The sequence below is a fragment of the Nonomuraea sp. WAC 01424 genome (genome assembly GCF_003947315.1).
Lineage (GTDB): Bacteria > Actinomycetota > Actinomycetes > Streptosporangiales > Streptosporangiaceae > Nonomuraea > Nonomuraea spiralis.
The window spans coordinates 50,616-63,748 of sequence record NZ_QHHZ01000018.1; the positions used below are offsets into that span (position 1 = coordinate 50,616).

The 13,133-nt window shown below is 69.2% G+C and carries 11 protein-coding genes; 3 read left to right on the forward strand and 8 right to left on the reverse strand.

Annotation, left to right across the window (positions count from 1 at the left end):
* Positions 1 to 61: 61 nt before the first annotated feature.
* Positions 62 to 448, forward strand: coding sequence for a MarR family winged helix-turn-helix transcriptional regulator (locus tag DMB42_RS40565; protein WP_125644373.1), 387 nt, complete (start codon positions 62 to 64; stop codon positions 446 to 448).
* Positions 449 to 554: 106 nt separating this feature from the next.
* On the opposite strand, the gene DMB42_RS40570 is transcribed toward DMB42_RS40565, so the two are convergent.
* The 6 genes from DMB42_RS40570 to DMB42_RS40595 form a co-directional block, all read right to left on the reverse strand.
* Positions 555 to 1,826 (reverse strand): thymidine phosphorylase, encoded by a 1,272-nt coding sequence (locus tag DMB42_RS40570; protein ID WP_125644375.1) that lies wholly within the window; start codon positions 1,824 to 1,826, stop codon positions 555 to 557.
* 2 nt (positions 1,827 to 1,828) lie between these two features.
* Positions 1,829 to 2,224 (reverse strand): cytidine deaminase, encoded by a 396-nt coding sequence (locus DMB42_RS40575; protein WP_125644377.1) that lies wholly within the window; start codon positions 2,222 to 2,224, stop codon positions 1,829 to 1,831.
* Positions 2,221 to 3,510: an ABC transporter permease gene (locus DMB42_RS40580; protein WP_125644378.1), complete on the reverse strand. Its 1,290-nt coding sequence runs from the start codon at positions 3,508 to 3,510 to the stop codon at positions 2,221 to 2,223. The genes DMB42_RS40575 and DMB42_RS40580 overlap by 4 nt, the downstream gene beginning before the upstream one ends.
* Entirely contained in the window at positions 3,507 to 4,649 is a 1,143-nt protein-coding gene (locus DMB42_RS40585) for an ABC transporter permease (RefSeq protein WP_125644380.1), read from the reverse strand. Before DMB42_RS40585 ends, DMB42_RS40580 begins: the two co-directional genes overlap by 4 nt.
* Positions 4,649 to 6,256, reverse strand: a complete 1,608-nt coding sequence (locus DMB42_RS40590; protein WP_125644382.1) for an ABC transporter ATP-binding protein — start codon at positions 6,254 to 6,256, stop codon at positions 4,649 to 4,651. Before DMB42_RS40590 ends, DMB42_RS40585 begins: the two co-directional genes overlap by 1 nt.
* A gap of 95 nt (positions 6,257 to 6,351) precedes the next feature.
* On the reverse strand, positions 6,352 to 7,362 hold the full coding sequence (locus tag DMB42_RS40595) for a BMP family protein (RefSeq protein WP_260478233.1): 1,011 nt from the start codon (positions 7,360 to 7,362) through the stop codon (positions 6,352 to 6,354).
* A 344-nt stretch (positions 7,363 to 7,706) separates the two neighbouring features.
* On the opposite strand from DMB42_RS40595, the gene DMB42_RS40600 reads away from it, so the two are divergent.
* Entirely contained in the window at positions 7,707 to 9,587 is a 1,881-nt protein-coding gene (locus DMB42_RS40600; protein WP_125644386.1) for a Xaa-Pro dipeptidyl-peptidase, read from the forward strand.
* Positions 9,588 to 9,634: 47 nt separating this feature from the next.
* Here the strand turns inward: DMB42_RS40600 and DMB42_RS40605 are convergent, their stop codons facing one another.
* On the reverse strand, positions 9,635 to 10,858 hold the full coding sequence (locus tag DMB42_RS40605) for a M20 family metallopeptidase (RefSeq protein ID WP_125644388.1): 1,224 nt from the start codon (positions 10,856 to 10,858) through the stop codon (positions 9,635 to 9,637).
* A gap of 485 nt (positions 10,859 to 11,343) precedes the next feature.
* Between DMB42_RS40605 and DMB42_RS40610 the strand changes: the two genes are divergently transcribed.
* Positions 11,344 to 12,735 carry a peptide ligase PGM1-related protein gene (locus tag DMB42_RS40610; RefSeq protein WP_185845121.1) on the forward strand — a complete coding sequence of 464 codons (1,392 nt, stop codon included), beginning with the start codon at positions 11,344 to 11,346 and terminating at the stop codon, positions 12,733 to 12,735.
* Here DMB42_RS40610 and DMB42_RS40615 read toward each other — a convergent pair.
* Entirely contained in the window at positions 12,707 to 12,937 is a 231-nt protein-coding gene (locus tag DMB42_RS40615; RefSeq protein WP_125644390.1) for an SCO4848 family membrane protein, read from the reverse strand. The genes DMB42_RS40610 and DMB42_RS40615 overlap by 29 nt on opposite strands.
* Positions 12,938 to 13,133 lie beyond the last annotated feature (196 nt).

The following is a 13,133-nucleotide window of genomic DNA, read 5'->3' on the forward strand; positions in this document are numbered from 1 at the left end:
TCTAATGCAAGCGCATTTAATGTCGTTGCATGAATCTTCGCGAGATGGTAACCTCCGCGACATGGACGAGGAGTTCGTGGTCGAGACCTGGCATTATGTCCTGGCCAAACACGCGAAGGCCATGTGCGCGCTGGAGCGGGAGCTGGGCGAGCATCATGGGATCGGGCCCAGTGAGTTCGAGGTGCTCGACCGGATCGTCCACCACGACAAGCAGTTGCGCATCCAGGAGCTCTGCGAGGAGGTCCACCTGAGCCAGAGCGCCCTGTCCAGGGTCGTGGCCAGGCTGGAGAAGAGCGGGCTCGTCACCCGCGGCACCTGCGACTCCGACCGCCGGGGCGTGTTCGTCTGCATCACCGACGAGGGCCGCACCCGGCACGCCCAGGCCCTGCCCACGCAGCGCGCCGTCCTCAACGACGTCTTCGCCGACACCCCGGTCCCCGTTCCCTGACGAACGCGCCGGAGAACACGCGGGCGGCCGGCCCCTCGTCGGGCCGGCCGCCGTGCACGGGTCTTTCCGGGGTGGTTCAACGAGCGGCGAAACCCCGCCCCGCGGGTCAGCCGATGCGGTCGATGACCAGGGGCAGGAGGTCGCGGCCCGCGTCGGCCACCTCGTAGCCGCCCTCCAGCGCGTCCAGCGCCCGCTCGAACCGGGCCGTCTCGTCCGCGTGCAGCGTCATCAGCGGCTGTCCCTCGCGTACCAGGTCACCGGGCTTGGCGTGCAGCATGATCCCCGCGCCGAACGACACCGGGTCCTCCTTGCGCGCCCGTCCGGCGCCGAGCCGCCAGGCGGCCAGCCCCACCGCGTACGCGTCCAGGTGGGCCAGCACCCCGGACGACGGCGCCTGGACCGTCATGGTCTCGGCCGCGCGAGGCAGGATCGCGTCCGGGTTGCCGCCCTGGGCGGAGATCATCCGCCGCCAGGCGTCCATGGCCGACCCGTCACGCAGCGCGTCGGCCGGGTCCTTGCCGGCGACCCCGGCGGCCTCCAGCATCTCGCGCGCCAGCCGTACGGTCAGCTCGACCACGTCGGACGGCCCGCCGCCGGCCAGCACCTCGATCGACTCCTCGACCTCCAGCGCGTTGCCCACGGCCCGACCGAGCGGCCGGTCCATGGCCGTCAGCAGGGCGACCGTGCGCACGCCCGCGTCGCTCCCGAGCGCGACCATGGTCTCGGCCAGCTCGCGGGCCGCCTCGGTCGTCTTCATGAACGCCCCGGAGCCCACCTTCACGTCGAGCACCAGCGAGCCGGTGCCCTCGGCGATCTTCTTCGACATGATCGACGAGGCGATCAGCGGGATCGACTCGACGGTGCCGGTGACATCGCGCAGCGCGTACAACTTCTTGTCGGCCGGGGCCAGGCCCGAGCCGGCCGCGCAGACCACCGCTCCGGCCGTGCGCAGGACGTGCAGCATCTGGTCGTTGGAGAGCGAGGCCAGCCAGCCGGGGATGGACTCCAGCTTGTCGAGCGTGCCGCCGGTGTGGCCGAGGCCGCGCCCGGAGAGCTGCGGGACGTACGCGCCGCACGCGGCCACCAGCGGCGCCAGCGGCAACGTGATCTTGTCGCCCACGCCGCCCGTGGAGTGTTTGTCGGCCGTGGGCCGGTCGAGCATCGACCAGTCCATACGCTCGCCCGAGCGGATCATGGCCTGCGTCCAGTCGGCGATCTCGCGCCGGTTCATGCCGTTGAGCAGGATGGCCATGGCGAGCGCGGACATCTGCTCGTCGGCCACGTCGCCGCGCGTGTAGGCGGCGATCACCCAGTCGATCTGGGCGGCCGACAGCTCGACGCCGTCCCGCTTGGCGCGGATGACCTCGATGGCGTCCATGATCAGGTGCTCCTGCTGAGGTCGTCGGGGCCGAACGCGTACGGGAGGATCTCGGCCATGCGCTTGGGGCCGTCGACGGTCTCGACCAGCAGGTCCTCACCGCCGAACTCGTACAGGACCTGGCGGCAGCGCCCGCACGGCATGAGCAGCTCGCCGTGGCCGTCCACACAGGTGAAGGCCACCAGCCGGCCGCCGCCCGACATGTGCAGCGCGGACACCAGGCCGCACTCGGCGCACAGGCCGAGGCCGTACGAGGCGTTCTCGACGTTGCAACCCGTGACGATCCGGCCGTCGTCCACCAGCGCCGCCGCCCCCACCGGGAACTTGGAGTACGGCGCGTACGCGTTGCGCATGGCCGCGGACGCCTCGTCGCGCAGGCCGTCCCAGTCGATGTTCAATGTTGATCCCCCCGGCGGAAGCGCACGCCGTCGGCCTTGGGCATCCGCAGGTGTTGCGAAGCGACCAGGAGCACGAGCAGCGTGAGCACGTGTGGCGTGATGTAGACGAACTCGCCCGGCAGTGTCTTCACGGTCCGCCAGAGCCAGAACAGCAGGATCGCGCCCGCCGCGGCGGCGGCGATCACCGTGTAGTCCTTGACGCCCCTCGCCACGACCTCGGCGGGCTGACCCGGCGCGACCAGCTTACGGACCTGGAGCGCGATGTAGATCAGCAGCAGCAGCGAGCCGAACAGGAAGAACGAGGTGACCGCGCTGACCTCGCCGGAGCTGCGCAGTTGCAGACCGCTGGCGTACCCGAACAGGGACGAGCCGGCCGCGAGCCCGCCGGGCCGCCAGTTGCCGAAGATCATGGCGGCCAGGCCGATGAAGCCGCGGCCCTGCGTCTGGCCCTCGACGTACTTGTTGGAGACGAAGACCAGGAACACGCCGCCGAGCCCGGCGAAGGCGCCGGAGACGACGACCGCGAGGTACTTGATCCGGTAGACGTTGACGCCCAGCGACTCGGCCGCCCACGGGTTCTCCCCCGCCGAACGCAGCCGCAGCCCGAACGACGTGCGCCAGAGCACCAGGTACGTCACCGGCAGCAGCAACACGGCCAGGATGACCAGCGCGTTCACGTCGTGGGTGAGCCCGCGCAGGATGCCGGCGAGGTCGGAGAGCAGGAACCAGTGGGTGCTCTCCAGCTTGCCCAGCAGGTCGGGGCCGTCCGACAACACGGGCAGGCTCACCTCAGGCGCGGACGAGCTGATCGCGGGCGAGGTGGTGATGCCGGCGCCCTTCGCGCTGGCCGAGGTGCCCTCGCCGTAGAGGACCTCGGACAGGAAGCGGGTGATGCCGGGGCCCAGCAGGTTGATGGCGACGCCACTGATGATGTGGTCGACGCCGAACGTGACGGTCGCGACCGCGTGGATCAGCCCGCCGAGCGCGCCGCCGAGCAGCCCGGCGAGCAGCGCGGCCATCGGGCCCCACTGGTACCCGGCCCAGCCGGCGAACCAGGTGCCGAGCACCATCATGCCTTCGAGGCCGATGTTGACCACGCCGGCCCGCTCGGCCCACAGGCCGCCGAGACCGGCCAGGCCGATCGGGACCGCGAGCAGCAGCGCCGCGTTGAACGTGCCCGAGGAGGTCAGGTCGTCCTGGTCGGAGATGATCCGCACCAGCGACAGCAGCAGGATGAGCGCGGCGGCGCCGATGAGCGCCAGATGGTACTTGCCGACCCTGGTCATACTGCCACCTCAACCGGTTTGTTCGTGCCGAGCTGCCGGGCCGCCCGCTGTTCCTCCAGCCGCAACGCGATGCGGTTGGTCACCTCGTTCGCGATCACCACCAGCAGGACGATGACGCCCTGGATGATCGTGATGACGGACGACGGCACGTCCGCGATCTGCAGCGCGCCCTGCGCCCGGTCGAGGAAGGCGAACAGCAGCGCGGCGATCGCGATGCCCACGGGCTTGTTCCTGCCCAGCAGCGCCACCGCGATGCCGAGGAAGCCCAGACCCGCGGTGAAGTTGGAGTTGAAGGCGCCCTTGTCGCCGAGGATCTCGGGCAGGCCGATGAGCCCGGCGATCGCGCCGGACAACACCATGGCCGCGATGACCATCTTCTTCGGGTTGACGCCCGAGGCGAACGCGGCCGGGCCGTTGAGCCCGCTGGCCTTGACGTTGAAGCCGAAGCGGGTGCGCTCCAGCACGACCCAGATCACCAGGCCGAGCACGACGGCCACGAGCAGGAAGCCCCACACGCCGCCGCCGCGGGTGGGCGGCAGCAGCCCGAACCAGTCGAAGACGAAGTTCAGGTTGGGGAACATGGCCGACTCGGGGAGCTGCGGCGTGGTCGTGGTGAGCTGGCCGGCGGCCCGCTCGCCCGTGAACGGGCCGCGTACCAGGTAGGAGGACAGGCTGATGGCAATGTAGTTGAGCATGATCGTGGAGATGACCTCGTTGACGCCGCGGGTCACCTTCATGATCGCGGGGATCAGCGCGTACGCGCCGCCCACGACCGCCGCCACGACGATGATCACCGCGATCTGGATCGGCTTCGGCGCGGTGAACGTCGAGCCGACGAACGCCGCGCAGATGGCCGCGATCCGGTACTGGCCCTCGACGCCGATGTTGAAGAGGTTCATGCGGAAGCCGACCGCCACCGCGAGACCCGCGATGAACAGCGGCACCGCCCGGTTCAGGAACGCCGCGATGCCGTTGGACACCGAGCGCGCGGTCTCGCCGAAGTCGAAGAAGGCGGCGAACGCGTCGATCGGGCTGGCGCCCGCCGCGATGATCGCCACACTGGAGATCGCGATCGCCAGGACGATGGCGACGACGGCGCCTGCGACGGTGAGCAGCGCCCGGTTGAGCCCGGCGGGCATCACGTCTCCTCAGTGCCGGCGATGGCGCCGGTCATGTAACCGCCAAGCCGCTCGGGCGTGACGTCGGAAGGATCGAGTTCGGCCACGAGCCGGCCGCGCAGGATGACCCTGATCGTGTCGGACAGGCCGATCAGCTCGTCGAGGTCGGCGGAGATCAGCAGCACGGCCAGGCCGGCGGCCCGCGCGTTGCGCAGGTGGTCCCAGATGGCGGCCTGCGCGCCCACGTCGACGCCCCGGGTGGGGTGCGCGGCGATGAGGAACGACGGCTCGCCGCTCATCTCGCGGCCGACGATCAGCTTCTGCTGGTTGCCGCCGGACAGGGCCAGGGCCAGGGTGTCCACGCTGGGGGTGCGCACGTCGTACTCCTTGACGATGCGCTCGGTGTCGGCCTTGGAGGCACGCCGGTCGACCCAGATGCCGCTGCGCGCCGGGGGCCTGGTCTGGTGGCCGAGCACCCGGTTCTCCCACAGGGACGCCTCCAGCAGCAGGCCCTGCCGATGGCGGTCCTCGGGGATGTAGCCGATGCCGGCCTCCCTGCGCTTCAGCGTGGACCAGGCGCTGATGTCCACGCCGCCGAGGGTGATCGTGCCGTGGGCGGGACGCATGCCCATGATCGCCTCGATCAGCTCCGACTGGCCGTTGCCCTCGACCCCGGCGACGCCCAGGATCTGGCCGGCGTGGATGTCGAAGGAGACGTCGTCGAGGAGCAGGCGTTTGCCCTCCTCGCGCAGCTTGTCGACGTACAGGCCGACGGAGGTGCCCTTGGGGACGGGACGGAAGCCGTCGGCCTCCATCGTCAGGCGCGACACGCTCAGCGTGACGTCCTCGCGGACGGTGGACTCGCGGGTCTCCGGCGTGGGCAGCTCGCTGCCGACCATCAGCTCGGCGAGCCGGCGCGCGGTGACCTCGGCCGGGTTGACGCTGGCGACGGTGGTGCCGCGGCGGATCACGGTGATCGCGTCGGCGATGTTCAGCACCTCGTCGAGCTTGTGCGAGATGAAGATGACGGTCAGCCCGTCGGCCTTGAGCTCGCGCAGGTTCTGGAACAGCTCCTCGACCTCCTGCGCGACGAGCACCGCCGTCGGCTCGTCGAGGATGAGGATGCGGGCGCCGCGGTAGAGGACCTTGAGGATCTCCACGCGCTGCCGGTCGCCGACGCCGAGGTCCTCCACCAGCGCGTCGGGGTCGACGCGCAGGCCGTGGCTGCTGGCGAGCTGGGCGATGCGCGCCCTGGCCTTGCCGGTGTCGAGCACGCCGGCCTTGGTGGGCTCGGCGCCGAGAACGATGTTCTCCAGCACGGTGAAGTTGTCGGCCAGCATGAAGTGCTGGTGGACCATGCCGATGCCGACGTCGATGGCGTCGCTGGGGGTACGGAACGTCACCTCGCGGCCGTTGACCTTGATCGTGCCCTCGTCCGGCTTCTGCATGCCGTACAGGATCTTCATCAAGGTCGACTTGCCCGCGCCGTTCTCCCCGACGATCGCGTGGACCGTGCCGGGTTCGACGGTGATGCGGATGTCGTGGTTGGCGACGACACCGGGGAAACGCTTGGTGATGCCCTCCAGCTCTACGGCGGGTTGCACCGCGGCGAGGGTGTCCGAGCTCATTACGCCTCTCCTAGAGCATGGGGGCGGAAAGGGGGGATATAGACCAAAGGCCCGAAGTGGGGACTCCGGGCCCTCGGTCGTCTCTCCTACCCAGATTACGGCTTGGACGGAACCGTGATTTTGCCGTCGACGATGTCCTTCTTGGCAGCGTCGAGCTTGTCCTTGATGTCATCGATCTCGCCACCGGTGGTGGACAGCCCCACACCGTCGACCTTGAGGTCGTAGACGGTGTTGCTGCCGCCCTTGGCGCCACCCTGGAAGGCCTTGACGAACTCGAAGACGCCGACGTCCACGCGCTTGAGCATCGAGGTCATGATGACCGCCTGAAGGTCGGTCTCCTTGACCGTCTGGCGCTGGTCGGAGTCGACGCCGATGGCCTTCTTCTTGGCCGCGGCCGCCGCCTGGAACACGCCGAGGCCGGAGTCGCCGGCGGCGTGGTAGACGATGTCCGCGCCGTCCTGGAACATCTTCTCGGCCGCGACCTTGCCCTTGTCGGGGGCCTTGAAGCCGGAGAAGTCACCGTCGGGGGTGAGGTACTTGATGTCGATCTTCATGTCCGGCTTGACCGACTTGACGCCCATCACGAAGCCCGCCTGGAACTTCTTGATCAGGTCGTTCTCGACGCCGCCCACGAAGCCGACGTGGCCGCTCTTCGACTTGGTCGCCGCGGCGACGCCCGCCAGGTAGGAGCCCTGCTCCTCGGCGAACAGCAGGCCGGTCACGTTCGGGCCGTTGGAGGCCGAGTCGACGACGGCGAACTGCACGTCGGGGTACTCGGCGGCGGTCTTCTTGATGTCGTCGCCGTACGCGAAGCCGACACCGATGATCGGGTTGTAGCCCGCATCCGCGAGCTGGCGCAGCAGGTCGCCGCGGTTGGAGCCGTCGGCCGCCGGGCTCAGCTCCTTGATGTCGGCGTTCAGCTCCGTCTTGGCCTTCTCCAGGCCCGCGTAGGCGGCGTCGTTGAACGACTTGTCGCCACGGCCGCCCACGTCGAACGCCAGGCCGACCTTCAGACCGCCCTTGGGGGCCTCGCTGCTCGCGCCGGAGCTCGGCTGCGTGCTCGCCGAGGTGCCACCATCGCCGCCGCCGCAGGCCGCGGCCGCCATGAGCATAACGCCGGCTACCGAACCGACGGCAATCCTGCTGAATCGCTTGCCGAGCAAGGCGACTCCCTTCCATTTCCTCGCCGTCGAACTTCATCGCAGGCGCGAAGAAACGTACGGCACCTGCACGGAAGATAGTTGCTTGACCAGGGCAGACCAAACCGGCACACAGGGTCGCAACCGCTCCGTTATCGACATCAAGCGCGTCCGTGACCTGAATCTGGGTTCAGGCACTTGGGACGGCTCCGGAAAGTTTTGCCCAAGTTTGGTATGGAAGGGGCCCTTGCCGAGCGGTCGATCATGGCAGAGATTCCGATCAACGGTGGAAATTTCGTATCGGAGCCCGTATGCACCCTTGGAAGGCACTGGCCGTACCGCTGGTCGCGATCCTCACCGTGACCATGAGCGGCGCCTCCCCGGCGACGGCCGTCACCCCCGCGATCAAGATCGAGAACAACGCGACCCAGCCGGTCTTCTCCCGCGCCGACGCCGTCAAGCAGACGGTGTTCGTCGAGGTCGCCGGGACCGACAGCGACGACGACGGGCAGCCCGACCGGGTCGCCATGGACATCCTGCGTCCCAAGGAGACCGACCAGGGACTCAAGGTCCCCGTGATCATGGAGGCCAGCCCCTACTACGCACCCGGCAACGACGTCCCCAACCACCCCGTGGACGTCGACGAGAACGGCAACCCGCTGCCCACGCTGAAGTCGATGACGGACAAGCTGGCCAGCGAGCCCTTCGACGGCTACTACGACAACTACTTCCTGCCCCGCGGCTACGCCATCGCCCTGGTCGAGAACGTCGGCAGCGCCCGCGCCACCGGCTGCCCGTCCTCCGGCGACCGGAACGAGACCGCGGGCCCCAAGGCCGCCATCGACTGGCTGAACGGCCGCGCCCGCGGCTTCGACGCCGACGGCAACGAGGTGAGCGCCACCTGGTCCACGGGCAAGGTCGGCATGATCGGCGTCTCCTACAACGGCACCCTGCCCAACGCCGTCGCCTCGACCGGCGTCGAGGGCCTGAAGACGATCGTCCCGATCGCCGCCATCTCCAGCTGGTACGACTACTACCGCGCCAACGGCGGCGTGCTGGCCCCCGGCGGCTTCCAGGGCGAGGACCTGGACGTGCTGGCCAAGTTCGTACTGACCAGGGACAAGGGCTTCGAGGTCTGCGGCGCGAAGATGGACGCGCTCACCGCGAACCAGGACCGGGTCACCGGCGACTACAGCCCGCTCTGGGACGCCCGCAACTACGTCAACGACGTGAACAAGGTGAAGGCCAGCGTCTTCCTCGTGCACGGGCTCAACGACTGGAACGTCAAGAGCAAGCAGTTCGCCCAATGGTGGTACGCCCTGGCCAAGCGGAACGTGCCCCGCAAGATCTGGTTGCACCAGGGCACCCACATGAACCCCTTCAGCCTGCGCACCGCCGAATGGCTGCGCCAGTTGCACGGCTGGTTCGACTACTGGCTCCAGGGCATCGACTCCGGGATCATGCGCGAGCCGCAGGCCGACGTGGAGATCGGCGTCGGCGAGTGGCAGCAGCACGCCTCCTGGCCGCTGCCCGGCGCGACGACGGTCTCGCTCCACCCGGCCTCGGGCGAACGCCTCGGCCTGCTGCCCCGGCCGCTGTCGGCCAAGGAGTCCTTCGTGGACCAGAGCACCAGGACGGCCGAGCAACTGGTGGAGACGGCCGGGGCCGACCCCAACCGGCTGGCGTACCGGACCGGCGAACTGCCCGCCGACGTGCGGATCTCCGGCACGCCGACGGTGTCGGTGCGGGCCTCGTTCAAGGACGGCGCCTCGCCGTACCTGACGGCGTTGCTGGTGGACTACGGCACCGACGTGCGCCCGGACGGCACACTGCTGTCGACCGGCCAGACCTACTGCTACGGCGAGGGCGTCCCGGGTGACACCGGGTGCACGACGCTCAGACGGCTCGGCACGGCGACGACCCCGTACAAGATCGTCTCCCGGGGCTGGCTCGACGTGCGCAACCGCCACCGCGCCGACCGCACGGAACCACTGCGCCCCGGCAAGGAGTACACCTTCACCTGGGACTTCCAGCCCAAGGACTACCTGTTCAAGAAGGGCCACCGGCTGGGCCTGGTGATCATCTCGACCGACCACGACTACACCCTGCGCTACCCGGCCGGCACCCGGGTCACCGTCTCGCCGGGGCACTCGTCCCTGCGCCTGCCGGTGGTGTTCGGCAGGCTCGCCTGACACGCCGACGGCCCGCCGCGTCGCGCGGCGGGCCGTCGGACCTGGGCTCAGGCCATGGCGTTGCTGATCGAGTCGAGCGGGCCGACGTCCCACAGCGCGGTCAGCGCCGTGGTGGCCATCACCCGCACGCCCATCGCGATCGCCTTCTCATCGACGTCGAAGGTGCCCTGGTGGATGTCGTACGTGACGCCGTCGGGCGAGCGTGTGCCGAGCCGGGCGAAGGCGCCGGGGATCGACTCCAGGTACCAGGCGAAGTCCTCGCCGCCGAGCGACTGCTGGGTCGGCACCACCGCGCCGGCGCCGAGGGCCCGTTCGGCCGCCTCGGCCAGCATCTCGACGCTGACCTCGTCGTTGACGACCGGCGGCACCCCGCGGGTGTAGTCCATGACGGCCTCGACGCCGTAGGCGCCGGCGACGGACTCCAGCAGGGCCTTGATCAGGTCGGGCGCGGCGTGCCAGGCGTTCTCGTCGAGGCAGCGGATCGTGCCCTCGGCGATGCCGTCGTCGGGGATCGCGTTGGCCGCCGAGCCCGCCTCGACCCGGCCCCAGACGAGGCTGAGCGAGGAACGCGGGTCGACCCGGCGGGAGAGCGCGGCGGGCAGCTCGGTGAGGATCTTGGCGAGGGCGAAGACCAGGTCGGCCGTCAGGTGGGGACGGGCGGTGTGGCCGCCGGGGCCGGAGACCCTGACGACGAGCTTGTCGCAGGCCGAGGTGATCGGGCCGCTCCGCAGGCCGAGCTGGCCGACGTCGACGCGCGGGTCGCAGTGGAGGCCGAAGATGCGGTCGACGCCGCTGATGCCGCCGTGGGCCATGACCTCCAGGGCGCCGCCGGGCAGCTCCTCGGCGGGCTGGAAGATCAGCCGGACCCGGCCCGGCAGCAACCCCGCCGCGGCCTGCTGGGCCAGGAAGATCGAGGTGCCGAGCAGGACGGTGGTGTGCACGTCGTGCCCGCAGGCGTGGCAGGCGCCGGGGACGGTGGAACGGTAGGGCACGTCCTTCTCGTCCTGGAGCGGCAGCGCGTCGATGTCGGCCCGCAGCGCGACCGTGGGCCCGTCGCCGTTGCCCACGTCGCAGATGAGGCCGGTGCCGCGCGGCAACACCGACGGGGTCAGCCCCGCGGCGGTCAACCGGTCGGCGATGCGCTGGGTCGTACGGTATTCGGCGAAGGCCAGCTCAGGATGCATGTGCAGGTCGCGACGGAACGCCACCAGCTCCTGCTCGATCTCCGCCAGGAACGCGTCCAGTTCCCCCCGCAGCTCACGTCCCCGCATATGTCACCATCCATCCCGTCGTGGCCGCGCGTCCACAACCTCGACGGCGGCTCATAACGCTCTCAATATTCGTCCATCCCGCGGTTGCCACCTGGTTGAGGCGGCCGCTCGGCGAATCGAAAGCCACACCCGGAGGTATCGGTGCGAGGTCGTCAGCACGGGCTTAGCGTTCATCGGTCGCAGCAGCCCGGGTGCACAGCGGTTGGCCGTGAGCCCGATGGCGATGCCTCGACTTTATCGCTCCCGTGCGGCTTCGCGCCGACAGATACACCAAAAGTTGGCCGACGGCATGCCCGTAACCGCAGGTGGTCACGTTCTGCACAGGTCTACCTGATCCGGAAATAGTCACAAGGGATCAGTTGATCGTGACCCGATGCCGCCACTTCCAAACGTGTTCACCGATTTCGAATCCTGTCACCTTCTGTCATGGTCATGACACTTTAGCGCTTGCTGCATTTGTGAAGAATGCGTGTTTCACTCGCTATATGATCACTAATATCCCGTTCGGGGAGAAGTATGCCGGGTTGAGCATCTTCGAGCCGAGTGAGGGGACCCTGGTGGTCGTACCCTCGCTCTCCCTCCCGCAGGACGAGCTCCGCCGCATCACGGCAGCCAGATCGTACGAGGAGCGCCTGCTCTTCCTCCTCCTGACGCTCCGGGCCCCCGGGGTCAAGGTGATCTACCTCTCCTCCGCGCCGATCGACCCCGACATCATCGACTACTACCTCGGCTTCCTTCCCGACCCGGACGACGCCGCCAGGCGCCTGCGGCTCATCAGCCTCGACGAGCCCTGGTCGCAACCCCTCACCCGGACGCTGCTGCGCCGACCAGACGTCCTCGACCGGCTACGGTCGGCGATCGACTCCGACGCCTGGCTGGTGCCGTTCGTCCTCAGCGAGACCGAGGAGGAGCTGGCCGCGTTACTCAACGTCCCCATCTACGGCCCCGCCACCTCACTGGCCTACTACGGCTCCAAGAGCGGCGCCCGCGAGGTCGGGCACGAGGCCGGAGTGCCCATGGCCCGCGGCTTCGGCGACGTGCACAGCATCATCGCGATCGACGAGGCCATCGACTCCCTGCCGGGCGAACGGGTGATCGTCAAGCTCAACGACGGCTACTCGGGCCTCGGCAACGCCATCGTCAGCAAGGCCGACCGGTCGATGACCCGATTTTCGGCGGCCGGGGAGACCTGGACGAGCTTCACGACGAAGATCAGGGATCGCGGGGCGGTGGTGGAGGAGTTCATCGAACATCGCCCGCTCTACTACCCGAGCGCCCTGGCCCGAATCACGCCCGGGGGCCATGCCGCGGTGCTGGCCACCCACGACCAGGTGCTCGGGGGCCCCAACAACGACGTCTACCAGGGCTGCACGTTCCCCGCCGCCCCCGAGTACCGGCACGAGGTGGGCGAGTCGGCCGAGCGGATCGCCGGCATCCTGGCCGAGCGCGGCGTGGTCGGCCTGTTCGGCATGGACTTCTTCGCCCTCAAGGCCGACGCCGGGTACGCCGCGCTGCTGTGCGAGATCAACCTCAGGATCGGCGGCACGACGCACCCGTACGGGGCCGCGGTGCTGACGACCGGGGCGAGGTACGACGCGGCCACCGGTCTCCTCATGGCCGGGAACCAGCCGAAGTTCTACACCGCGACCGACAACTGCTCCGCGCCCTGCCTGCGCGGCCGCGCGCCGGGCGAGGTCATGCGCACCGCCGGGCGGCTCGGCATCGGCTTCGACGCCGACCGGCGTACCGGCAACGTCTTCCACCTGCTCGGCGCCCTCCCCGAGTACGGGAAACTGGGTTTCACCACCATCGGCGACTCACGCGAGGAGGCCGACGAGCTGCACGCGCTCACCCGGCGCCTTCTTTGCGACGCCTGATCCCGGCCTCGCGCAGACCGCGCCATCCGATCACCGCCAGCACCGCACCGAGGATCACGTTCACCCCGACCAGGATCCCGTGCACGACGTAGAAGCCGGTGGGGTGCCCATCGGCCAAGTTAAACCCCAGGTTGATCCACTCGACGATCATGAACACGCCGAGGATGACGAGGAATCCGGCGATCTTTGGTGACATGGTCATCTCTCCAGTATCGAAGGCGGATCATCCGGGGAATGTGTCGCCACATGGGCATTCACACGGAGCTACGCTGAGACCGCCATGTGGACGAAATTTGTGCCGGTTACGGCACTTCTCGCCGCGGTCACGCTCACGAGCGGGACCGCGACCGCCGCCCCGACGACACCGGTCGGAGGTGACGCACTGGGAAGCCGTGGGC

Excerpts from the sequence above, each read along its gene's own strand:
- DMB42_RS40565 (WP_125644373.1), top strand. The coding sequence starts at position 62 with ATGGACGAGGAGTTCGTGGTCGAGACCTGGCATTATGTCCTGGCCAAA.
- DMB42_RS40570 (WP_125644375.1), bottom strand. The coding sequence starts at position 1,826 with ATGGACGCCATCGAGGTCATCCGCGCCAAGCGGGACGGCGTCGAGCTG.
- DMB42_RS40580 (WP_125644378.1), bottom strand. The coding sequence starts at position 3,510 with ATGACCAGGGTCGGCAAGTACCATCTGGCGCTCATCGGCGCCGCCGCG.
- DMB42_RS40585 (WP_125644380.1), bottom strand. The coding sequence starts at position 4,649 with ATGCCCGCCGGGCTCAACCGGGCGCTGCTCACCGTCGCAGGCGCCGTC.
- DMB42_RS40590 (WP_125644382.1), bottom strand. The coding sequence starts at position 6,256 with ATGAGCTCGGACACCCTCGCCGCGGTGCAACCCGCCGTAGAGCTGGAG.
- DMB42_RS40595 (WP_260478233.1), bottom strand. The coding sequence starts at position 7,362 with ATGGCGGCCGCGGCCTGCGGCGGCGGCGATGGTGGCACCTCGGCGAGC.
- DMB42_RS40600 (WP_125644386.1), top strand. The coding sequence starts at position 7,707 with ATGCACCCTTGGAAGGCACTGGCCGTACCGCTGGTCGCGATCCTCACC.
- DMB42_RS40605 (WP_125644388.1), bottom strand. The coding sequence starts at position 10,858 with ATGCGGGGACGTGAGCTGCGGGGGGAACTGGACGCGTTCCTGGCGGAG.
- DMB42_RS40610 (WP_185845121.1), top strand. The coding sequence starts at position 11,344 with ATGATCACTAATATCCCGTTCGGGGAGAAGTATGCCGGGTTGAGCATC.
- DMB42_RS40615 (WP_125644390.1), bottom strand. The coding sequence starts at position 12,937 with ATGACCATGTCACCAAAGATCGCCGGATTCCTCGTCATCCTCGGCGTG.